The organism is Alteribacillus bidgolensis, from assembly GCF_002886255.1.
Lineage (GTDB): Bacteria > Bacillota > Bacilli > Bacillales > Marinococcaceae > Alteribacillus > Alteribacillus bidgolensis.
Window position 1 is genome coordinate 3,800,151 of sequence record NZ_KZ614149.1, and the last position, 20,612, is coordinate 3,820,762.

At 38.4% G+C, this 20,612-nt stretch carries 23 protein-coding genes and 1 riboswitch; of the genes, 13 read left to right on the top strand and 10 right to left on the bottom strand.

Annotated elements, in window-relative coordinates; genetic code table 11:
- The first annotated feature begins 16 nt into the window (after positions 1 to 16).
- Positions 17 to 1,225, top strand: a complete 1,209-nt coding sequence (gene gbsB / locus CEF16_RS18870; protein ID WP_091584732.1) for a choline dehydrogenase — start codon at positions 17 to 19, stop codon at positions 1,223 to 1,225.
- A gap of 194 nt (positions 1,226 to 1,419) precedes the next feature.
- Here gbsB and CEF16_RS18875 read toward each other — a convergent pair whose 3' ends face one another.
- The 3 genes from CEF16_RS18875 to CEF16_RS18885 form a co-directional block, all read right to left on the bottom strand.
- Entirely contained in the window at positions 1,420 to 1,680 is a 261-nt protein-coding gene (locus CEF16_RS18875; protein ID WP_091584734.1) for a hypothetical protein, read from the bottom strand.
- 129 nt (positions 1,681 to 1,809) lie between these two features.
- The gene (locus CEF16_RS18880) at positions 1,810 to 3,369 is read right to left on the bottom strand and encodes a Na+/H+ antiporter NhaC family protein (protein WP_091584735.1); all 1,560 of its coding nucleotides are present in this window, start codon (positions 3,367 to 3,369) and stop codon (positions 1,810 to 1,812) included.
- A 190-nt stretch (positions 3,370 to 3,559) separates the two neighbouring features.
- Positions 3,560 to 3,712: riboswitch (Lysine riboswitch) on the bottom strand.
- Positions 3,713 to 4,003: 291 nt separating this feature from the next.
- Positions 4,004 to 4,912, bottom strand: coding sequence for a Cof-type HAD-IIB family hydrolase (locus CEF16_RS18885; RefSeq protein WP_170032136.1), 909 nt, complete (start codon positions 4,910 to 4,912; stop codon positions 4,004 to 4,006).
- 524 nt (positions 4,913 to 5,436) lie between these two features.
- Between CEF16_RS18885 and CEF16_RS23910 the strand changes: the two genes are divergently transcribed.
- Positions 5,437 to 5,583, top strand: coding sequence for a hypothetical protein (locus CEF16_RS23910; protein WP_170032139.1), 147 nt, complete (start codon positions 5,437 to 5,439; stop codon positions 5,581 to 5,583).
- Positions 5,584 to 5,692: 109 nt separating this feature from the next.
- Here the strand turns inward: CEF16_RS23910 and CEF16_RS18890 are convergent, their stop codons facing one another.
- Both CEF16_RS18890 and CEF16_RS18895 read right to left on the bottom strand, forming a co-directional pair.
- Positions 5,693 to 7,276, bottom strand: coding sequence for a peptide chain release factor 3 (locus tag CEF16_RS18890; RefSeq protein WP_091584740.1), 1,584 nt, complete (start codon positions 7,274 to 7,276; stop codon positions 5,693 to 5,695).
- A 487-nt stretch (positions 7,277 to 7,763) separates the two neighbouring features.
- A complete protein-coding gene (locus CEF16_RS18895) occupies positions 7,764 to 8,612 on the bottom strand; it encodes an STAS domain-containing protein (protein ID WP_091584742.1) in 849 nt (282 codons plus the stop codon).
- A 267-nt stretch (positions 8,613 to 8,879) separates the two neighbouring features.
- Here CEF16_RS18895 and CEF16_RS24995 point away from each other — a divergent pair, with 267 nt between their 5' ends.
- From CEF16_RS24995 to CEF16_RS18905, 3 genes are all read left to right on the top strand, one after another.
- Positions 8,880 to 9,014 (top strand): hypothetical protein, encoded by a 135-nt coding sequence (locus CEF16_RS24995; protein ID WP_281259192.1) that lies wholly within the window; start codon positions 8,880 to 8,882, stop codon positions 9,012 to 9,014.
- 383 nt (positions 9,015 to 9,397) lie between these two features.
- Positions 9,398 to 10,225: a CAP domain-containing protein gene (locus tag CEF16_RS25135; RefSeq protein WP_091584744.1), complete on the top strand. Its 828-nt coding sequence runs from the start codon at positions 9,398 to 9,400 to the stop codon at positions 10,223 to 10,225.
- 234 nt (positions 10,226 to 10,459) lie between these two features.
- On the top strand, positions 10,460 to 11,071 hold the full coding sequence (locus tag CEF16_RS18905) for a nitroreductase family protein (RefSeq protein WP_091584746.1): 612 nt from the start codon (positions 10,460 to 10,462) through the stop codon (positions 11,069 to 11,071).
- Between the two features lie 107 nt (positions 11,072 to 11,178).
- Here CEF16_RS18905 and trhA read toward each other — a convergent pair whose 3' ends face one another.
- The gene (gene trhA, locus CEF16_RS18910; RefSeq protein ID WP_091584748.1) at positions 11,179 to 11,823 is read right to left on the bottom strand and encodes a PAQR family membrane homeostasis protein TrhA; all 645 of its coding nucleotides are present in this window, start codon (positions 11,821 to 11,823) and stop codon (positions 11,179 to 11,181) included.
- Between the two features lie 152 nt (positions 11,824 to 11,975).
- Positions 11,976 to 12,284: a winged helix-turn-helix transcriptional regulator gene (locus CEF16_RS18915; RefSeq protein ID WP_091584750.1), complete on the bottom strand. Its 309-nt coding sequence runs from the start codon at positions 12,282 to 12,284 to the stop codon at positions 11,976 to 11,978.
- A gap of 154 nt (positions 12,285 to 12,438) precedes the next feature.
- On the opposite strand from CEF16_RS18915, the gene wrbA reads away from it, so the two are divergent.
- On the top strand, positions 12,439 to 13,056 hold the full coding sequence (wrbA, locus tag CEF16_RS18920; protein WP_091584752.1) for an NAD(P)H:quinone oxidoreductase: 618 nt from the start codon (positions 12,439 to 12,441) through the stop codon (positions 13,054 to 13,056).
- 113 nt (positions 13,057 to 13,169) lie between these two features.
- Here wrbA and CEF16_RS18925 read toward each other — a convergent pair whose 3' ends face one another.
- Positions 13,170 to 13,757 carry a cell wall hydrolase gene (locus CEF16_RS18925; RefSeq protein WP_091584754.1) on the bottom strand — a complete coding sequence of 196 codons (588 nt, stop codon included), beginning with the start codon at positions 13,755 to 13,757 and terminating at the stop codon, positions 13,170 to 13,172.
- A 286-nt stretch (positions 13,758 to 14,043) separates the two neighbouring features.
- Here CEF16_RS18925 and CEF16_RS18930 point away from each other — a divergent pair, with 286 nt between their 5' ends.
- Positions 14,044 to 14,454 carry an ATP-binding protein gene (locus CEF16_RS18930; protein WP_170032141.1) on the top strand — a complete coding sequence of 137 codons (411 nt, stop codon included), beginning with the start codon at positions 14,044 to 14,046 and terminating at the stop codon, positions 14,452 to 14,454.
- Positions 14,455 to 14,501: 47 nt separating this feature from the next.
- Here the strand turns inward: CEF16_RS18930 and CEF16_RS18935 are convergent, their stop codons facing one another.
- Complete coding sequence (locus CEF16_RS18935) at positions 14,502 to 15,203, bottom strand: GerMN domain-containing protein (RefSeq protein ID WP_091584758.1); 702 nt, start codon at positions 15,201 to 15,203, stop codon at positions 14,502 to 14,504.
- Positions 15,204 to 15,451: 248 nt separating this feature from the next.
- On the opposite strand from CEF16_RS18935, the gene CEF16_RS18940 reads away from it, so the two are divergent.
- From CEF16_RS18940 to CEF16_RS18960, 5 genes are all read left to right on the top strand, one after another.
- Entirely contained in the window at positions 15,452 to 15,595 is a 144-nt protein-coding gene (locus tag CEF16_RS18940) for a BH0509 family protein (protein ID WP_091584760.1), read from the top strand.
- Between the two features lie 902 nt (positions 15,596 to 16,497).
- Entirely contained in the window at positions 16,498 to 17,037 is a 540-nt protein-coding gene (locus tag CEF16_RS18945) for an RNA polymerase sigma factor SigX (protein ID WP_091584763.1), read from the top strand.
- Entirely contained in the window at positions 17,034 to 18,365 is a 1,332-nt protein-coding gene (locus tag CEF16_RS18950) for a hypothetical protein (RefSeq protein ID WP_091584765.1), read from the top strand. The genes CEF16_RS18945 and CEF16_RS18950 overlap by 4 nt, the downstream gene beginning before the upstream one ends.
- A gap of 111 nt (positions 18,366 to 18,476) precedes the next feature.
- Entirely contained in the window at positions 18,477 to 18,737 is a 261-nt protein-coding gene (locus tag CEF16_RS18955; RefSeq protein WP_091584767.1) for a metal-sensitive transcriptional regulator, read from the top strand.
- Positions 18,738 to 18,928: 191 nt separating this feature from the next.
- Positions 18,929 to 19,234 (top strand): hypothetical protein, encoded by a 306-nt coding sequence (locus tag CEF16_RS18960; protein WP_091584769.1) that lies wholly within the window; start codon positions 18,929 to 18,931, stop codon positions 19,232 to 19,234.
- 110 nt (positions 19,235 to 19,344) lie between these two features.
- Here CEF16_RS18960 and CEF16_RS18965 read toward each other — a convergent pair whose 3' ends face one another.
- Entirely contained in the window at positions 19,345 to 20,115 is a 771-nt protein-coding gene (locus CEF16_RS18965; protein ID WP_091584771.1) for a rhomboid family intramembrane serine protease, read from the bottom strand.
- Between the two features lie 132 nt (positions 20,116 to 20,247).
- Between CEF16_RS18965 and acpS the strand changes: the two genes are divergently transcribed.
- Entirely contained in the window at positions 20,248 to 20,601 is a 354-nt protein-coding gene (gene acpS / locus CEF16_RS18970; protein ID WP_091584773.1) for a holo-ACP synthase, read from the top strand.
- The last annotated feature ends 11 nt before the right edge of the window (positions 20,602 to 20,612 follow it).

The following is a 20,612-nucleotide window of genomic DNA, read 5'->3' on the forward strand; positions in this document are numbered from 1 at the left end:
ATAGGAGGATGGCATTATGAGCCTTAATATGAAAGTAGAACACATGTTAAACTATCACACATTTGAAATTCCAACTGCTATCAAGCATGGAATCGGTGCAATTAAACACATTGGAGAAGAAGTGAAAACCCTTGGAGCTAACAAAGTTCTTCTCGTTACGGATCCTGGAATTTACAATGCAGGAGTTACTAATCCAGTTGTTGAAAACCTTGAAAAAGCAGGTGTTGAAGTAGTTGTCTTTAATAAAGTAGAGCCAAACCCTCCTGTACGTTTGATCGGAGAAGGCTCTAAAGTTTATAAAGATGAAGGATGTAACGGACTTGTAGCTGTTGGCGGCGGAAGTTCTATGGACACAGCAAAAGCAATTGGTGTGGAAGCAACACACGAAGGCACTGTCCTTGATTATGAAGCAGCAGAAGGGAAGAAGCCGCTTGAAAATCGTATTCCACCGCTTACTACAATCCCTACTACTGCAGGAACGGGCTCTGAAGTAACGCAGTGGGCGGTTATCACTGATGAAGAGCGTGAGTTTAAATTTAATACAGGCGGTCCTCTTATTGCAGCGCACCTTACTATTATTGATCCCGAACTTCATGTATCCATGCCTCCGCATGTAACAGCTATGACCGGTATCGACGCTATTGCACACGCAGTAGAGTGCTATACCATGAAGTTTGCACAGCCTGTTACAGACGCTGTAGCCCTAATGGCTATGGAATATGCTGCTAAATATATCCGCCGTGCATATGCTGATGGAACAGACCTTGAAGCACGCTACGGAATGGCTCAAGCAGCTATGCTTGCCGGACTTTCTTATGGAAGTGAATCTGCTGGTGCAGCCCACGCAATGAGTCAAACGCTTGGCGGAATCATCCCAGTTGCACACGGCCAATGTGTTGCTACTATGATGGGTCCTGTGATGGAGTATAACTGGAAAGGTGCACCAGAACGCTTCGCACGTGTGGCTAAAGCGTTTGGTATTGATACCTTCCACATGACAACAGAAGAAGCAGCAAAAGCAGCCGTAAACTGGATGTACGATCTTGTAGAAGATCTAGATATCCCTAACCTCGAAGAACAAGGAGTAAGCAGTGATATGGTAGAGCGTCTTGCAAAAGAAGCTCAAAACGATCCGCAGACTGAAGGAAACCCTCGTGACCTTAAGGTTGCAGATTACGAATGGATTTACAAGCGCTGCTTTAACCTCGTACCAAAAACAGTTTAATAAATTCCAAAGAGACCCTCTTCCAATAATGTTGGGAGAGGGTCTCTTTAGTGTAAGAAAGTAAACTATTAGTAAAATAACGACATTTTAACATACAGGATGTACTAGTGACGTTGATGCCTTTGCTGCATGAAAGTGGTATTTTTAGGCGGTTTCCTTTTCATAGTGACATGCTGTGTTTTTCTATACATACATTATGGCGATGGAGATCTTTCGCCGCCGCGAAGAAGGAAATCAACAAAACTTCCTGCAATCATACCAAAAAAGATATCTGTGATATCTAATACATCTCCTGCTATGCCGTACAATAATCCAATGCCGCCAAAGATTATTGTATAACGTACTCTCATTAATGTATTAAAATAAGGAAAAGATGCTTGCAAGCTTTCTAAAAAGAATGGAGAGAAATAAACGGCTACGATAATGACCACAACAATAATAAACAATACTTCCATTGCTTATGCCCCCCATAAAATATAAATAACGTGCAGTAGCGTTACTCTTTCTATTACCTTTCTTGCTCATATTTAAACGGCCCAAAGCATTAGTCGGCTTTGGGCTATTATATGACAAATCCATGTTTATTATCCTTTGTTTTCGTCTGCTATAGGTTTCCTTGTTATTTTAAAGAGAAAAGCAATACCAATTGTTATGAGAAGTGCAGCAGTAAGTCCTGTAAGTGTACTTCCCGTTGCACCAAGAATGAGATAGCCAGCAAATGCACCTACAGCAGAGAAAAAAGCATAAGGCAGCTGAGTGATTACGTGATCAATATGATGACTTCCTGCCCCTGTTGATGACAAAATAGTGGTGTCAGAAATAGGCGAACAATGATCGCCTAAAATAGAACCCGCCAGAACGGCTGCAAGCATAGGCAGGATTAAAGAGATATCCAAAGCCGCTGCTATTTCACCAGCAATGGGAAGTAAGATAGAAAATGTCCCCCACGACGTTCCAGTAGAAAATGCCATAAATCCTGCTAGTAAAAACAGAAGTGCTGGAAGCAAGAATAAAGGAATGGTTCCATCGATAAAGTCGGCTAAATATTGGCCGGTTCCTAACTGATCAATAATGCTAACAATAATCCACGCAAGAATTAAAATATAAATAGCAGGAAGCATTGATTGCATCCCCGCAAAAACGGTTTTGATAAAACCAGTAACAGCAGGCCTCTTTGTCAAAGTAAGCAGCACAGTCACCCCAAGTCCAATTAAACCGCCGTAAACAAGGGAACTTGCTACGTCCGTTTCAGCAAAAACCGATAAGGCTGTTACTTCATCAGCAGCTTGTGCACCCGTTACAATCATAAATACAACCGTACTGGCAATGAGAACGAGTATAGGAATTATTAAATCACGAACTTTTCCTTTATGCTCGTCTAGATGCTGAGATTGTTCACCAGGTACACCAGTACGATCAGGGTCAAGCACTTGATGATGCATGATGGCACGTTTTTCATGGGTACGCATCGGACCAAAGTCAAGTTTCCAGACGATGGCTAGAAAAACGAATAAAAGAGCAGTCATAGCATAAAAATTCATAGGCACCATGTAGAGAAATGCCTGAAGGCCTCCGTATTGTGTTTGGTTATGACTGCTGAGAATGTCCGCAATGATGGTAATAATGTAGGCTCCCCAGCTCGATAGGGGCGCGATTACACAAATCGGTGCAGCGACAGAGTCAACAATATATGCAAGCTTTGCTCTAGAGATGTGGTGCCTGTCTGTTAGCGGCCGGCTTACTTGACCGACTGTTAAACTGTTAAAGTAATCATCAATAAAAACAAGGATACCAAATAGCAAGGTCACAAGCTGTGCTCCTATCCTCGTTTTTACTCGTTTTAACGCCCACTCCCCAAATGCACGGCTTCCGCCCGAAAAACTTATGAGAGCTGCCATGATGCCGAGAATAAGTAAAAAGAAAATAATATATAATTCCCAGTCATTGATAGAACCATCTGCTACAAAAATGCCGGCAAATATTTCCCAAATGAGGACAGCTCCTTCGGTGATTGACCAATCGCTAAGAACTAAAGCACCGATAATAATCCCAACACCCAGGGAAGGAAGAACTTTTCTTGTCGCAACAATCATTAATAAAGCAAGAATAGGGGGGAGCAGCGACAGAATAGACGGCTCGTTCATTACAACTATTCTCCTTTCTATTTCATTGTACTTTAAGAATGTTTTACTTTGTTAAAGGATCAAAATATAAGCAAAACTACGACTTCCGCCATAGGACTCGGCGGTAAGTCGAGTTTTTCTAATTATTCTAAAGCTTATGCAAAAAAACCTGCTCGGATTCCATTACCAAGCAGGTAGAACGGTCATCCCGTTTTATAGTAGTCCTCCACGAAAAGCATCGTGGCAGTCCCGCACTTATTCAATGCAGGCTCAGCCGGCTTCGGCAAATGAACCTTTTTGTCTCCAGTCGATACAACCCTTCTCCCAGAGCATACTTTTTTCATTTCGCGCCTCTACCTCACCAGCGGGATGAGGTTTTCTATTCTATTTCTTCGTATGCTGTTTCTAAAAGATCAAAATTTGTAACGTCAGAATTCATCCGCTCAAGTGTTCATGTAAAAAGAAACGTATATAATAACTGCGTTCATATAAATCTTCTCCTGTTGACAAATAAAACCAATTTACAGGAGTGTAATACTTTTGGGTTGTAGTTCACAAAGCAGAAGTCATTTCGTCATGTATGTTTGTTTAGTAAAATATTTCCACGCGGTTGGCTTTTTTGAGGACCACGAGAAATTATATCAACAGCCTTCGCTTATGGCAACTGATTTTTTTCACTGCTTTTGATAGTAAGGTTAGATGATTTTAAAATAAAATTTTCAATCGCATAGGCGACCCCGTCAATGTCATGGTGAGTTGTTGCATGGGTAGCTACTCGTTTTACATCTTCCTCGGCATTGCCCATGGCAATACTGGTCGCTGCAGCATTGAAAAGTGGAAGGTCATTATAATTATCACCGATCGCAAAAGTAGAGGATATATCTAGCCCTGCATGATTTGCAATGTGAAGAAGTCCTTTTCCTTTCTGTGTATTCGGATGCATAATCTCAAGGTTATCACGTCCTGAGGAAGTAATAAGCACATTATGCTTATCTCCCCAGGATTTCCGGCATATATCCAGCTTCTGTTCAAGCATTGATACTATAAGAAACTTATAAACGGTAAGGTCATAATCAACAATCATACTTGAAGAGTGCAGCTCTTTCATATTGGCTTGCCTGTGATGACCATCTGCTCTTCGGCGAATGGCTTCTTTTATTTCTTCTCCGCCTTCTTTGTCCTGTGTATATATGTTCAAGTCATTCATAAAAAACTCTCGGGATTTTGTCGGGGAAAATAAACCCTTGTCAGTGTAAATGTGAAAGTAATATTCATTGTCATTAAGCCACTCTACCAAGTTAATTGCTTCTTGCTGACCCATATAGGATTCTTGAATCGGTTCTCCTTCCCAATACACTCTGGCTCCATTTAAAGAAACAATTCCATCCGGCGTAACGTTTACAGATCCAAGTAAGCGTTCTACGTCTGGCAGTCCTCGTCCCGTTGCAATAATAAGTTTATGTCCTTCTGCTTGAAGCAATTTTAGTGCTTGTGCATTTTTCTCTGAAACAAATCCTTCGGAATGTAAAAGGGTTCCGTCCATATCAATTGCTACTGCGTTCATAGTTGTCACCTCAGTATAAACTATATTAAAAAACATCTTTTTAGCTGCATAAAATAAGCAGTGGCTGGATTCTTAATGAGAATAGCTAGTATGCACACGCATTTCAATTCTCATTTACAATAGGGTAACACGAAATGCACAAGAAAAGGTAGTTTCATACGTTTTAGAGTATTAAGATATTTTTATATTGCACCTTCTAATTCATTCATACATGGTGAAAATGGGGGTGCATTTCAATATGTTTAATAATAACCATAATAAAAATAACTCATCTTTGCCCCCATACACGGTAGCTGATTTATTAAATGGACATAATTTAGATATTATCGGAGCAGTCTTACTTGTTACAGGGAAACTTAAAGTGAACACGGTTAAAAATATACCGAGGAGAACCTACGGTGGAAGTTCACCTTATAGGAGATTATAAGAACGGGTCTAGTAACAAAGCGAAGAAAATGGCGAAATGACGGTTGTGATGTGATGGCAGCGGTTAAGTAGATAAAAGAGAGGATGATTTTTATAGAATGTTTGAGAATAACAACTCTTCATTTGATGGAGTGACTTTCAATAATGCAATAATATGGGCGGTATTTATAGCTTTGCTTTTATTTGGAGCTGTAGAGACCAGAGAAGGGACCGTTATTCCTGAAGTTATGGGTGGAATTAATTAAAAAACACGACTAAAACGCTATATTCGTTTAGTCGTGTTTTTTTACCGGAAGATTTTATTGTTTCATTAAGATTTTCAGTGATAAGGACTTCCGAGTATAAAGAAATTTATTATTTCATATAAGAGTTTTCGTAGAAGGTGAGTTGTGGGTATTTATCTTTTGTCATATTCATTTGGAATTCATTATCGAATAAAGCAACCATTCTTCCATCTCTGTCTACAGCCAGGTTTTTCTGGCGTTTTTTAAAGGTTTCTAATTCGTCCGGATCTCCATTGACCCACCGTGCAATCGAAAAAGGCAGTTTTTCGAGGCGAATATCTGCATTATACTCATTTTTTAAGCGATATTCCATCACTTCAAATTGCAGAACCCCTACGACACCTATTATTTGCTGTTCAGGATATTTGTTATACGTTTGAAATAACTGAACAGCACCTTCTTCAGTCAGCTGCTGTAAGCCTTTTTCAAATGATTTGTGCTTCATGGCATCTTTCACTGAAATAGCTGCAAAATGTTCTGGAGAGAAGTGAGGCATTTCATCAAATTGAAAATCACTGCTGTCAGCTAATGTGTCTCCAATTCGAAAGGTGCCTGGGTCATATAATCCAATAATATCTCCGGCATAGGCTTCTTTTACAATATTTCGGTCCTGGGCTAAAAATTGAGTAGGCTGCGCTAAACGCATTGATTTGCTAAGGCGGACATGGTTTACGTACATTCCTTGCGTATACTTACCAGAAGTTATACGTAAAAAAGCTATGCGATCACGGTGTTTTGGATTCATGTTCGCTTGAATCTTAAATACAAAACCCGAAAAGTTGTCTTGTGCCGGTGCAATATATCCTTGATCACTATCACGGCCAACAGGTGCAGGAGCCAGGTTCAAAAAGTGTTCGAGAAAGTTCTGCACCCCGAAATTAGATATAGCACTCCCAAAAAATACAGGAGTTAATTCGCCGCTCTTAATTTTACGTTCATCGTAAGGGTCGCCAGCTACGTCCAAGAGTTCCATTTCTTCTCTGAATTGAGCAAGCAGAGAAGCATCAATCATTTCATCAAGCATCGGGTCATCCGGACCGCTCGTTTGTTTGATCTCCACATGAGAAGGATTGTCTGCATTATAAAGTTCTACTTTTTTGGAATGACGGTCATATATACCATAAAAGTCCATTCCCATACCAATAGGCCAGTTCATTGGGTATGAGCGAATGCCGAGCAGGTTTTCCATTTCTTCCATGAGTTCAAATGGATCTCTTCCTTGCCGGTCGAGTTTATTGATAAATGTAAAAATAGGAATACCCCGCATACTGCAGACTTTAAACAATTTTTTGGTCTGGGCCTCGACCCCTTTTGCTGCGTCAATCAACATCGTAGCAGAGTCAGCGGCTGTCAGCGTACGATAGGTATCTTCACTAAAATCTTCGTGTCCAGGAGTGTCTAGTATATTAATTTGATGATCTTTATAGTGAAATTCCATAACAGAGCTGGTAACAGAAATACCGCGCTGTTTTTCAATTTCCATCCAGTCACTGGTTGCATGCTTTGTATTTTTCTTTCCCTTTACAGTACCAGCTTCTCGAATGGCTCCTCCAAAATAAAGAAGTTTCTCGGTTAAAGTGGTCTTCCCCGCGTCAGGGTGAGAAATAATAGCAAACGTTTTTCGAGATTGTATTTCTTCCTCTAGCTTACTCATCTATATAAACCCTTTCTCCTTCATAATCAAATAACTCAACCCTTTCATCATAAACGATCCATTAATTTTACACAAATAAATCTGTCAGCAAGAGCCAACAGATTTGGTTGATTTATCGTTTTAGGCGAGAAGACCCCCTCTTCCATTTTGTACAGGGCGTAGCCCAAAAATAAGGGGGAGATGAATCACCTTTTTGCGTAGCAAAACAAGCTTCGTATGGTATCATATTCCTGTACAGATTGCTCTTTGAAAACGGAGGATATGAGGTTCTGACAGGAAATTCGTCTGTCAGGTGAAATCTTCAACGTTCAACCGCCCCTCTCTGCTGAAAAGCGAAATCCAAGCAGTAGGCAGGAAGGTTGAGTTCAACGTACGAACGATGAGTATTAACCGCAGGGACTGCGGAGTTAGCCTGCTAAAATAACTTTCGATTACGAGAGTGTTCGCAGGAATCTACCACTTCAAGCGTTAGCTAAGTGGTGGTAGTTCAAGAAGTGTATTCTGAATGGTGTAAAAGAGCTTGTTCTAATGTTAAAAACTTAGCAATGTGTTTAAAAGAAATCCCTAACTGAACAATCGTTTGTGAAAGTTCCGGTCTCATACCGGATATACTCGCGTCAATACCCAATAGCTGTAATGCATCGATTAATTGGTTTAAATGCTGTGCAAACCATGTATTAATTGTATTAATACCAGAGAGATCAATAATAATATAGGATAATTCTAATTCCGTAGCTCTTTCTAAGGTTCTTTTTTGTAAAAACTCAGAACGCTCATCATCCATATCCCCAATTAGCGGAAGGACGGCTGTTCCTTGTTTTATTGGAACAACAGGTACAGAAATTTCCTGCATCTGAGATTTAGCATGTTCTAATTCAACAATATGCTGGTGTAAAAAAGTATGGCTGAAAGCATAAGTAGCTTGATCAAGAAGGGATTCAAATTTACTGTAAATATAAAAAGCATCGTGAAGAGGGAGATTATCTTCTAAGCAGTGCTGTTCAATAACTTCTGTTAAGATTTCTCTGTAAAATGGAAAGACAAGTAGTGCCGTAGAAAGGATTACATTGTGCTTTATACAATAATCAGCTGCTTTTTCTCCCCATGTTCTAATTTGAGATATTAAACTTCCTGATTCTGCAAGCTGATTTATGACTCCTGCGCCTATCGTAGCAAAAAGTTCCTCTCTTAGTTTAGTAATATAATCGTTGTTTTTTGCAAACCTGAAGCGAGAATCGTTATTTTGCAAATTATCCATTTTCTCGCTTAATATCGTTTTGTTTTTTAAGAGAAATTCTCCGATATTTTGTATGGTTTGCGGATTCTCGTTGTCCATTAAAATTCAACCCCTCGTTCTTTCTAAATGTTATGTATATAAAGATACAGGTATAAATCTTAAAAATAATACCCTTTTTGGTAAACATCCAAACTTATTATTCCTCTTTTCTTTTAAAAAAATTTAACACAATATGGGAAAATTTTAAAAAAATATAGGAATTACCAAATTTAGCTTTAAGAGGAAAAGACATGTGGTAAAGTGAAACTAAAGCAAGAGATGAACACAAAATGTTCATACTCTTCCATCTATAAAGGAGGAATTATAATGAGTAAAAAATTTCTTTATACTTTATTGTCTGGGATATTAGCAACAAGTGTTCTAGCGGCTTGCGGTGACGTGGAAGAGGATCCTGCGATGGAAGAAGACGGCGGCATGGAAGAAGACGCTGGAATAGAATAAAAAAATACAATGACGAAAGCGCTGATGGAAGCAGCGCTTTTTTTTTACACTGTTAGTTAGGTGTTTGCTTTTTAAAGCGATAACCCAAGAAAAGTAAAAAGCTCATCAGTAATCAAGCAAGACTTTATTACGTATACTTTCCGTATTTATTACATCTTTGTAACAATAAGAGAGTAAAAAGACCTAAATATTGAACGATTTAACGCAACTTTAGATGTGTAATGTCATAAATAAAAGTATTTTTGTAATTAAATATTGAAAAGAATTAAAAGTGAAATAAGCATATCGTTTCAATGAAGTAATTAACATATGGTACCAACAATTTCCCTCCCCCCTTTCGAAGTTTCATAGTTATGGCATAATAAGTGGCGGAGGTGTTAAATATGAAAAAAATCGTTTTATCACTTGCCGTATTAATTGCTTTCCCAGCGGCAGTGAATGCTCATGAAAGTCAACCAGTTGAGTCTGGAGAACTCTTTTCAAAATTAGCTGAACAGAGTAACTTGACGGAAAACGAGTTATTTCAAGCTATTCCGGAATTAGAAGAGTTGGATGTATATAATATAATAGAACAATACACTAATCCGGGGGAAGTAACGGAACAACCTGATGAAGGTCAAGCGGCAGAGGAAGAAGAAACAACACCAGCTGCTGAACAAACAGCAGAGGAAGAAGAAACAACACCAGCTGCTGAACAAGCGGCAGAGGAAGAAGAAACAACTCCAACTGCTGAAGAACAAGCTCCAGCTGCAGAGCAGCAAGCTCCTGCGAATGAAGATACAGCAACTGAACAAGAAACAGTAAATGACGAAGAAGTTGCAAGTGAAAGTGAATTTGAACAAGAAGTCATTCGTTTGACAAATGAGGAAAGAGAAAAGCAAGGTCTGCAGCCTCTTGAACCATATAGTGAGCTTTCTGATGTGGCAAGAGACAAGTCTGAAGACATGAGAGATGCTGGATACTTTTCTCACAACAGTCCGAATTACGGCAGCCCATTTGACATGATGGATACTTATGGTATCGAGTATCAAGGTGCTGGTGAAAACATTGCTGCTGGTCAGCAATCTCCTGAGCAAGTTGTAGAAGGCTGGATGAACTCAGAAGGTCACCGTGAAAACATTTTAAATGGCAGCTTCACTCACATCGGTGTCGGACATGCTGAAGGCGGAAGCTATGGTAATTATTGGACACAAATGTTTGTTACAAAATAAAGAGTTCGATTGACGAAGGTCTTCAAGAGCAGCAAACGGTTCAAAAGTTTGCTGCTCTTTCTTTGTACTTTAGAAATGTTTAACTTTGTGAAGGAACAAAGAATAGCTATAGGACACGGCAGTAAGCCGAGTTTTTCCAAGGTTTAAAGCAGAAGAATTGAAACAATGGAAAAATCATGAGAGGATAGATTGCGGACAGTTTGCGGATAAATAGCATAAGGAGTGAAAAACACCATGACTACTATTGAACTAATGAAAGAACGTCATTCCATTCGTAAATACGACAGCGAATATAAAATCCCAGAAGAAGATTTGCATGAAATAATAGAAGCCGCATCACAAGCGCCTTCTTCCTGGAACCTTCAACATTGGAGGTTTTTAGCTGTTCAATCGGATGAGAAAAAACAGGAGCTTTTGCCGATTGCTTATAATCAGCAGCAAGTCCAGGATAGCTCCGTTACCATCGCCATATTAGGAGACAAAGAGGCTAATCAATCTGCTGATACGGTCTTTGATGAGTCTGTAAAAAGCGGAGTGATAACAGACGAGGTTAAAAATCAAATTGTGGCAAATATTCATGGTGCTTATGAGCAAGAAGGGTTTGCGCATAAAGAGGCTTTAATTAATGCTTCATTAGCTGCTATGCAGTTAATGCTTGCTGCCAAAGAAAAGGGATATGATTCTGTTCCAATGGGTGGTTTCGATAAAGAAAAATTAATGGAGGCATTTAACATTCCGGACCGCTATATTCCTATAATGCTTATCTCATTAGGCAAAGGACACGGAACAACACGTGAATCATTCCGTTTTCCCGTTGAGGATGTCCTAATAAAAGAATCATTTTAAAATAAGGAAAACAAGAACCCTCCTGTTATGATAACTAGGAGGGTTTTTGTTACACACGGTTAGGAAAAGTTTTAATAGGTTGGCATTTGAGGTGCAATGTTTTTAAATCATAACGGCAGTACATAAAGGAAAATAGCAAAGAAATGCATAATAGATCCTCCAAGTACAAATACATGCCATACTGCATGATGATAAGGGAAGTGTCTCCACATATAAAAAATTGTGCCAATCGTATACAGCAAACCGCCGCCTACGAGAAAACCAATCCCTCCAGCTGGAAGAGCGGAAGTTAATGGCTGCCAAGCAAAGATAATAATCCATCCCATAAGAATGTAAAAGAGAGTAGATAGAAACATAAATTTTTTTACGAAAAAGGCTTTGAAGCCAACACCAAAAATCGCAAGGCCCCACACAATCCCAAATAACGTCCAGCTTAAAGCTCCCTCTATAACGTGAAACAAAAAAGGAGTGTAAGTACCAGCTATAAATAAATAAATAGAAGCGTGATCAAAGATTTCAAATAGGTCTTTAACTTTCCCTTTCTTAAAACTGTGCAGCAGTGTTGAGGAAACATAAAGTAATAACATAGTAGCTCCATAAATGGAGACGCTTAGTATATGGAACGAAGTGCCATGAATGCTTGCGAATACTACAAGAAGGGTGATAGCTGCAATGCTTAAAACTATACCAACAGCGTGTGTAGCAGCATTTGCTATTTCTTCTCGCCGGGAAAACGTGTGGACTGCTGCCATAACATATTTCTTCCTTTCCTACATTTCTTACTTCGGGCCCATTATTTGACCGAAGATCCGCCGGGCAATGGAAAAGCCTCATTTATACCAGTTTGCTTATGGATGATCAACAGTTAAGATAGCGGATGCAATTTTTCAGCTTCCATATCCGTTTACATCCATTTTTCGCCCCAACCTTGAATAGATTCAATAACAGGAGCCAAGTCTTTTCCTTTTAGGGTCAGACTATATTCAATACGTACTGGTTTTTCAGGGAAAACAGTGCGTTCTACAATATTGTTTTCCTCTAATTCCTTTATGCGTTCTGTTAATATTCTATCGCTCATTTCAGGAATTTGTGCTTTTATATCCTTAAATCGTTTAGGTCCGCCTAATAGTACGCGAATGATGAGGCCAGTCCATTTCTTACCAAGCAGTTCGACAGCTGCTTCGTATTTGGGACACATCTTTGTATAATCCATTATCCTCACCTCTTTATTGTTTTATTCTAACATATCTTGAATGTTTATCGTAATAGTAAGCAGGGAAGCATAAGGACAGTACTTGACAAAAGTAAGTAAAAAAAATAAAATTTATTATAGTTACTTTAAAAAAATAAGTTAATGAGGTGTTTGTATGGGAAAGATTTTAATTCCATATTATAGTGCTTATGGACATATTTTTGAAATGGCGAAAAAAGTAGCGGAGGGCGCAGAGCAGGCTGGAGCAGAAGTGAAAATCGTAAAAGTTCCTGAATTTGAAGCGGCGCGGCAAGCTATGTCAGGTCAAGATCCTTACGTTCAAGCACAGGATGCTCAAAAAGATATCCCCGAAGCGACCCATGATGATTTAACGTGGGCTGACGGTATTATTTGGGGTGTTCCAACCCGCTATGGAACAATGCCTGCCCAAATGAAACAATTCCTTGATACAGCTGGTGCGTTATGGATGAATGGGGAACTTGAAGGAAAAGCAACAGCAGTCTTTACAAGTACCGGTTCTATACATGGAGGACAAGAGGCAACAGCTCTTACTACTTTAGTTCCGCTTCTTCATTTCGGCCTTATATATGTTGGACTTCCTTATGGGGAAAACCAAGAAATGCTTACGACAGACGGCATTGGCGGTTCTCCATATGCTGCATCTACAGTTGCAGGACCGGATGGGTCAAACCAGCCAGATGAGAGAGAATTTACTATGGCAGGACGTCTTGGTGCACGTGTAGCAGACGTTGCAAGTAAACTTAGTCAATAATAGAAAATGAAAAAACCTGCTTCTAGGTAGTAGACTATCATCCTAGAAGCAGGTTTTTTTCATTTTATACGTTGCTTTATCATTTAGCACCGGCTGGATAGTCTTCGCTTTTTTTATTTTGCAAAGACATGGTTTCCGATGACTGAAGTTGTTTCTCTCGTAGCGATCCAGTGGTTAGAAGCGATAGCGGGATTATAGAAGAAAAGGGAACCACTGCCTTGTCCTTCAAAAGCTAGTGCCTCTCTAACCGCTTTTTTAGATTCCTCATCTGCAGGCTGGTTAATCGATCCATCTGAAACCGGGCTGAATGAAGGGTGGCCTGTTGGTGATACTTCATATATAACTTTCTTAATGCTGTCTGGAAATTCATCACTTTTTACACGATTTAATACTACTGTAGCTACCGCTACTTTTCCTGCATACGATTCACCCTCGGCTTCTGCACTTACAATTCTCTCTAGTAAATTCCTCTCATGAGGATAAATACCTTCTGGGATTTGCAAATATTCTCCCTCATTTACATGCAAAGTGTTTTTTTCATTGACTTCTTTTAGCTCTATGACAGAAACCCCGTGTTCCATTCCGATAGACCAAAGAGTTTCACCACTTTTAACTGTATATGCTTCAGAAACTTCAGCTGCTGCACTGAATGAAATAAAGGCAGCAAAAGCAGCACCTGCTATTTTTAACTGTTTAAACACCCAAATTCCCTCCTAGTTGAATTTTTCACAACGTAAGAGTACCAAGAGGGAGTAATGAATTGTTTAGGAAATAGAATCCAATTGCGATTAAGCTGAATAAAACCTCTATAGATCAAGGGTTAACAATAATATTAAAAAAGTATTACAAATATTATAATGATGTAATATATCCTAGGTCTTTGATATTATTAAAGTATTATGAAGAATATACACATATTTTCCATGAGAAATTTTGCAAATTATCATAATCAATCTTATGATCCTGAAAGGAAGGTTGAAGCTCAGAATGAAGTATGATAAATGTATTGTTAAAAAGCCACAAGATTATCACGCAGCGAGAAAAAAGATTAAAAATTGGCTTCAACCTCTGCAAAGCGACCAACAATTTTTCTTTGAGGTTGCTGTCAATGAAGCACTAAATAACACAGTTCATCACGGGAGAAATGAAGAAGAGATTTATACAAGTATATCTTTTGAATCAGATGGAACGAAAATAATTGTATCTATTGAGGACCGTGGAAGCGGGTTGACAAAGGAAGCGGAAACACTGTACAGACAGGCTTCTGAGGAAGTGTTTAAAAGAACTGCTAATACGCTTAAACAATCCGGCCGCGGTTTAGCTATTATGAAAGAGTGCAGTGATAATATGATTTTAGAGGAAAACGGCCGCCGTGTAACGCTTATAAAATATATTTAAAAGAGCAGCTGTTTAATGAAAACAGCTGCTCTTTAGCATAGCGCAATTTATTCCATTGCTTCATAATCATCAGGGTTATTAGCAGAAATAGGTTCCGTGCTGTCCATATGGCCGAATAAAGAAGATTCCTCTTCTCCTTCAATAAGAATTTTCGTTTCCTCATAACCAAACTGCTCCATAGTTAAAGCAATTTGTTCGGTAATTGCCATTTCAGCACTTGAGCCTGCATTAACATCCAACAAAGATTCCGAAAAAGAAACTTCTGCTGTACCGTCTTGCACCTCTACTGATTGAACCTGCACCTCTTCTCCTTCAAAAGGGCCAACTAGTTCCTCGTGCTCTGGTCCATTTATCCATGCTTGAAGAGCAGCTGCCGGAATACCCTCTTCAGAGTCTGCTTCTACTTCTTGCTGCTCTTTATACGTTTCAAGCAGCTGCTCATCTGAAAAGTACAATGTTACCGTTTCAGTGATAGTTTCTTCTGATGCATTTGTTTCTTCACTTTCTTTTTCATTTGCTTCTTCAGTTTCTTCTACTTCTTCAGTTTCTTCTGTGTCTTCTACCGTGGTTTCATCCTTCTCGTCTTGGCTGTCTTCAACTGCTTCTCCCTGTTCTTCAGATTCATTTTTATCCTCTTCAGTGCCGGCGCCTGTTTCTAAGTCTTCTTCTGTTTCTTCTCCTTGGCCGCACGCTGACAGCACCCCAAAGCTTATTAGAACGATAAGTACAAAGTACAATAGACGTGTCATGATTTTCCCCTTTCTAATTGAATCAGTCTACCTTAATAGTCGCTATGTAGAAAAAAACAGTTACAAAAAGTGTAAAAAAAGTAGAAAAAGTTGTCAAAGGGCTTTCTTCCTCTATCTTTCTTACTTTCAATCAGTCTAAAAAAATTAAATTTTTCTGAAAAATACCATTGACGAAAGGATGTTTCTGTTATACAATACATTTAAATAATTAAACTGTAATAATACAGTACAGAAAGGGTGCATTGGATATGAAAAGAATAGAGCGGAAAAACATGGTATCGTTTATTTCTAAAGTAAAGGGAATGGAAGAAAAATACTTATCCACGATGACAGATGAAGATATTGAACACATTTATGAACAAACGTATTTAAAACATGAAACAACTGAATAATATAATTAAATAGGAATATGAACTTGTATTTAAAAAGAGTAAAGGCGCCTTAGAAAAGTAATAAACTTTTGCGGCGTCTTTATTTTTTTGTACTTGAATGAATTTCATAATTCATTTCTATATCATTAAAAACGAACATTTTATAAAATACCCTCGTTATCGTAGTGTCTTCTTTGCCGCGGACTTGGCTTCAGCCTCCTCGGCAGCAAGCTGCCTGCGGGGTCTTCAGCTCAAGCTTATCCCGCAGGAGTCGTCGCCTTCCACTACAATCGATATATCGATATAATGTTCGTTTTTGATAATCAAAATAGCACTTATGAAATTGATTCACTTTAGAAAAGTTTCACTGTTATAAAACGAAAAAGCATAAGAAAAGGCTAAGGGGCTTCTGTCATTTCCAGACAGCTCCTTTCTAACACTAGGTAGGAATGGAATAAATGTAATTGAACATGATAAGCTAAATTCGGCTTTGAGCTAGAGAATACAATATTTTTAGGCATTTTACATAAATTCATATAATTTTTTTGAAGGAAGATTTATTAAAAAATGATATAATACGGTGGTAATGATGTGGCGGTGATAGGATGAAAAAATTATCGAACAAAGGACTGCTGGCTTTTATAGTGACTCTTGTCATTTTGTATGGAGTACTATACTGGGTGTATGCGTTATTCTTTTAAAATCGACGGAAAGCTCAACGGTTTTACCGTAAGGGCTTTTCTTTTTGTACTTTAGGAATGTTTAACTTTGTTAAAGAATCAAAGTATATTGCCATTTGGGCTTGGCGGCAAGCCAAGTTTTTCTAACCTTGCATAGGGCTTTACACATTAATATTAAATTACGTCCGTGAATTTGTAACACATTCGAAAGAATGAACGACTAAAAATATGGGAGTGTTAATCGTGCAAGATGAATTTGAACGGTTATATGAAAACTATCACCACTCTCTTTTTCAATATTTATTTTATATGGTTAGAGACAAAGAAGCAGCTGAAGAACTCGTTCAGGAAGTTTATATTAAAGTATTTCACTCCTTTCAGACATTTGAAGGGAAAAGCAGTGAAAAAACATGGTTGTATTCTATAGCACGTCACGTAGGAATTGATTGGATTCGGAAGCAGAATCGAAAAAAGCGAAAATGGCTAGGGTTGATTGGGCCGCTTTCCAAAGAGGACATAAGGGATCCGTCTCCTTTACCGGATGAAATTGTTTCAACAAAAGATGAAGTGAAAATCGTGTATGAAGCAATGGAAGACTGTACTCCCGACCAGCGCCAAGTGCTAGTACTTCGTTATGTCGAATCACTTTCCATAAGAGAAGCAGCTGAAATATTAGGCTGGTCTGAAAGTAAGGTGAAAACAACGCAGCACCGGGCTGTTAAAAAATTAAAAGACATCCTCTCACAAAATAAGGAAATAACAGAAAGGAGGGCAGAACAGTGAAAAAACGTTATTCTCGTTCATCGGATGAACTGGTAAAACAAAATCTTCAACAATTACCGCAGATCTGTGATAACCGGACAAAGGAAGAAGTATATCAAAATATAGTAAAGAAAACGGGAAAATACGGTAATAAAAGGTGGCCAACGAAATGGGTTATTCCAACACTTTCAACTGCTGCGGCATTACTATTGCTTTTGGTTCTTTTACCCAATATGCTATCCAGTCCGAAGCAATATACTGCCGATGAAGATTCAGCCTCTATAGAGAATCGCCAAGCTGGGGAAAACAGTACAGAAAACATCACGGAACAAGAAGAAACGGATAATAGTTTGGAAAACCCAGAACGTTCTAAACAGGAAGAAAATGACATTACGATTTCCGAACAGGATGAAGAGTCAGCTGATGAGACAGCTGATAAGACAGCTGAAGAGACACAAACACATGAAGAACCAGCAGTAGACGCTGAAGATGAGGATCCTATATATGATAATTATGTTACTGCGTTGACAGAAGATGATATTGAGCAGGGAGAAAAAGCTGTAACTATCCCGCTTCAAGATGTTGAGACTTCCGTTATCGTTCCTTTAACTTTTGTGATTAGTGAAAGTCAGGAGCCGCTTGAAGCATTTGAAGAATTGACAGAAGAATTTACAGGGGAAGACGTTGGATTAGATCCTTCTGCCCTCCAACATATAGATTGGACTTTTGCGGGGGAAGAGGGATCTCCTTTAGAAGCAGAATTTGAAGAAGATCTTTCGGAAGCAAGCAGCAACGAAAGCGAAATGATTGTGAGAAGTTTAGAAGAAAGTATGCGTTATTTAGGGGAAAAGGAAGTTATCCTTGAGCAAAATGGTGAAGAGGGTGTTGAATTAGGAAACTATGGTGTTTTAAACCGCTATAGAATAGATCAGGAAAACCGGGGATATTACGTATATACTACAAACGAAAACAGGTCTTTTCTCGTTAGCGGCAGCGGAGCCAATATTTCTTCCACGAATGAGAACGGTGAATTATTAACATTTCATGAAACCCTGGAGCATATGAAATCTACGGGGGAAAATAGCAGTGTAAATGCTTCTATACCGGAAGATATGGTGATAAAAGAGGTACAAGAAGAACAAGACCTTGCGCGAGTGGTTTTTTCTAAGGACAGCCATCTTTCAGAAAACAACAATGGAAGATTAATGGTGGAAGCTGTCCTTTTTGCAGCAGCAGACTTTGGATTTGAACGGGTATCCTTTGAAGGGGAGAATCTTGGAGAAGCAGAAGGATATAAGCTGCATGCCCCAATAGATGTTCCAGTTGCTCCAAATCAAATCAAAAAATAAACAACTTTTTTTAAAGCATTTTTATGGCAGAATTACCGGCATTAGGATCTAATGATTTAAGAACTTTAATATTGTATAAACACCAAAAGGTATGTTGGAGGGTGAGTCACCTTGGATTATAATGATCAAGTTAAAAATAGATTAAAGCGGATTGAAGGACAAGTTCGCGGTGTTCTCAAAATGATGGATGAAGGGAAAGAGTGCCAGGATATTGTTAGTCAAATGTCTGCCATAAGAAGTGCTCTAGATCGTACAATCGGGGTTGTGGTTAGTGAAAATCTTGAACAATGTGTCCGTCAACAAATACAACGTGGAGAAGATACGGAAGATACGATTAAAGAAGCAGTTAGTTTGTTAGTAAAAAGCAGGTAAAATTTGTGGCATTAACAGAATTGATGATATAAAAACGGTAGAATAGAACTGACCCTTTTTGGATAAAGGCAGTTTTATTTTTGTCGAAAAATTTTTCTTCCTAGATTCCTTGATTTTACAACGTTCGCTAGAATATTCTGATATATTGATAATGAATGCTTGATTAGATTAAGGAAGAATAAGGTGATGTAATGAATCAAGTCATTAAAAGAAAAAATGATATTAATGAAATGTTGAAAGCCTTTGATTCAATTGCTGATTACGATGAGCATGGACAGAAATATTATTTTGTGTTTCAGGATAAAAAACGCGGCGGCCAATGGACATTAATGAAAACAGGAAATAAATGGTCCATTCATGGCAAAGGGAAAGATTATTGTGATGCTGAAGAAATATTTCTAACTTCAGAAGAAGTGGTTCGTTTTATATGGAAAAACCGATCAGCTGTCAACCAAAAACGAAAAATGCTTTATAAAAAGGAGCCTGTTAGAACATAAAAGGCTCCTTACATTTTCTTATGCTTTAGGAATGTTTAACTTTGATACAGGATCAAAGTATAAGCAAATACGACTTCCGTCATTTGGACTTGGCGTAAGCTGATTTTTATTTAAAAAAGCCTGGAGATTATACCTGCAATAACAAGAAAAAGAAAGATCCAGCCAATTAAACGGAAAATGGTACGTGTTGGAATAATGCGGCGTTTTCTCCATCGGTTTGGGTTGAATGTAACTTCTCTATTCTTAGCGGGTTCGAAGGTGTGCATGTAAAATGGGCGAGCTTTTTTTAGAAACAGGGGAGCAATAACGGCTCCTGCGATAAGTCCGAAAAGATGCGCTATGATGTTAATTCCAGGATTAATAAAAGTCATGATTACCCCAATGACCAATATAACAGTAATGATTTGAGCATTAGCTGCATCGATTAAATCTTTACGATTAATAACCATGTAGAGGTAAACACCGAAAAGACCGAAAATAGCTCCTGAGGCACCGAGATGTGTATAAAACGGTCCTGTTAATAAAAATGTGGCTATGTTAGCTAATATCCCTGTAGCTATATAAACAGTTATAAATTTTGGTTTTCCAAGCATTTTTTCTAAAGCAGGACCAAATAAAATTAATGAAAAAGAGTTAAATAAAACATGCCCAGTTCCCTGGTGTAGAAAAATTGGAGTAATAAGCCGCCAATATTCCCCTGCAGCAACAGCCCCATTATTTCCTACTCCCCATTGCATAATAGTTCTTCCAAATGGTATTAATCCATTTGTCCATAAGGATAGGTTTATCCATAAAAAAAGCAAAAAATGTATAACGATAAGTCCGCTTATTATAGGATAATTTTTTCTGAAAGAATAAAAGGTTTCATTTCTTATAAACATGTTCCCTCTCCTTTTGCAACAACACAGCAAAAGACCGAGTTGTTGCTGACCATGTGATACTATATAATTTTACCATATGGAAAAAGAGAACGACTAATGACAGCCTGTTGAAAAAGGATGAAATAGAGATAAATGATTTATGGCATAGGATTAGATATAGTTAAATTAAAAAGAATAGAACGTCTTTTAGATAAAAATACTCGTTTTGAAGAAAGGGTTTTTACCCCTAAAGAGCGAGAGCGATTAAGAGAGTATAAAGGTCAAAGAAGGATTGAATTTGCAGGAGGACGATATGCGGCAAAAGAAGCGTTTGCTAAAGCCGCAGGTACTGGAATATCTCGGGAATTTGGGTTTCAAGATATAGAAGTAGACTCTGATAAATCAGGGAAACCCCTCATTAAAGCAGAAGGCACTACAATGAAAATTCATGTTTCTATTACTCATTGTGAAGAATACGCTGCAGCGCAGGTCATTTTGGAAAGTTGATGAATTCGGGA

Coding starts and splice junctions, on each gene's coding strand:
- gbsB (WP_091584732.1), top strand. CDS start 17: ATGAGCCTTAATATGAAAGTAGAACACATGTTAAACTATCACACATTT.
- CEF16_RS18875 (WP_091584734.1), bottom strand. CDS start 1,680: ATGGAAGTATTGTTTATTATTGTTGTGGTCATTATCGTAGCCGTTTAT.
- CEF16_RS18880 (WP_091584735.1), bottom strand. CDS start 3,369: ATGAACGAGCCGTCTATTCTGTCGCTGCTCCCCCCTATTCTTGCTTTA.
- CEF16_RS18885 (WP_170032136.1), bottom strand. CDS start 4,912: ATGAACGCAGTAGCAATTGATATGGACGGAACCCTTTTACATTCCGAA.
- CEF16_RS23910 (WP_170032139.1), top strand. CDS start 5,437: ATGTTTGAGAATAACAACTCTTCATTTGATGGAGTGACTTTCAATAAT.
- CEF16_RS18890 (WP_091584740.1), bottom strand. CDS start 7,276: ATGAGTAAGCTAGAGGAAGAAATACAATCTCGAAAAACGTTTGCTATT.
- CEF16_RS18895 (WP_091584742.1), bottom strand. CDS start 8,612: ATGGACAACGAGAATCCGCAAACCATACAAAATATCGGAGAATTTCTC.
- CEF16_RS24995 (WP_281259192.1), top strand. CDS start 8,880: ATGAGTAAAAAATTTCTTTATACTTTATTGTCTGGGATATTAGCAACA.
- CEF16_RS25135 (WP_091584744.1), top strand. CDS start 9,398: ATGAAAAAAATCGTTTTATCACTTGCCGTATTAATTGCTTTCCCAGCG.
- CEF16_RS18905 (WP_091584746.1), top strand. CDS start 10,460: ATGACTACTATTGAACTAATGAAAGAACGTCATTCCATTCGTAAATAC.
- trhA (WP_091584748.1), bottom strand. CDS start 11,823: ATGGCAGCAGTCCACACGTTTTCCCGGCGAGAAGAAATAGCAAATGCT.
- CEF16_RS18915 (WP_091584750.1), bottom strand. CDS start 12,284: ATGGATTATACAAAGATGTGTCCCAAATACGAAGCAGCTGTCGAACTG.
- wrbA (WP_091584752.1), top strand. CDS start 12,439: ATGGGAAAGATTTTAATTCCATATTATAGTGCTTATGGACATATTTTT.
- CEF16_RS18930 (WP_170032141.1), top strand. CDS start 14,044: ATGAAGTATGATAAATGTATTGTTAAAAAGCCACAAGATTATCACGCA.
- CEF16_RS18935 (WP_091584758.1), bottom strand. CDS start 15,203: ATGACACGTCTATTGTACTTTGTACTTATCGTTCTAATAAGCTTTGGG.
- CEF16_RS18940 (WP_091584760.1), top strand. CDS start 15,452: ATGAAAAGAATAGAGCGGAAAAACATGGTATCGTTTATTTCTAAAGTA.
- CEF16_RS18960 (WP_091584769.1), top strand. CDS start 18,929: ATGAATCAAGTCATTAAAAGAAAAAATGATATTAATGAAATGTTGAAA.
- CEF16_RS18965 (WP_091584771.1), bottom strand. CDS start 20,115: ATGTTTATAAGAAATGAAACCTTTTATTCTTTCAGAAAAAATTATCCT.
- acpS (WP_091584773.1), top strand. CDS start 20,248: ATGATTTATGGCATAGGATTAGATATAGTTAAATTAAAAAGAATAGAA.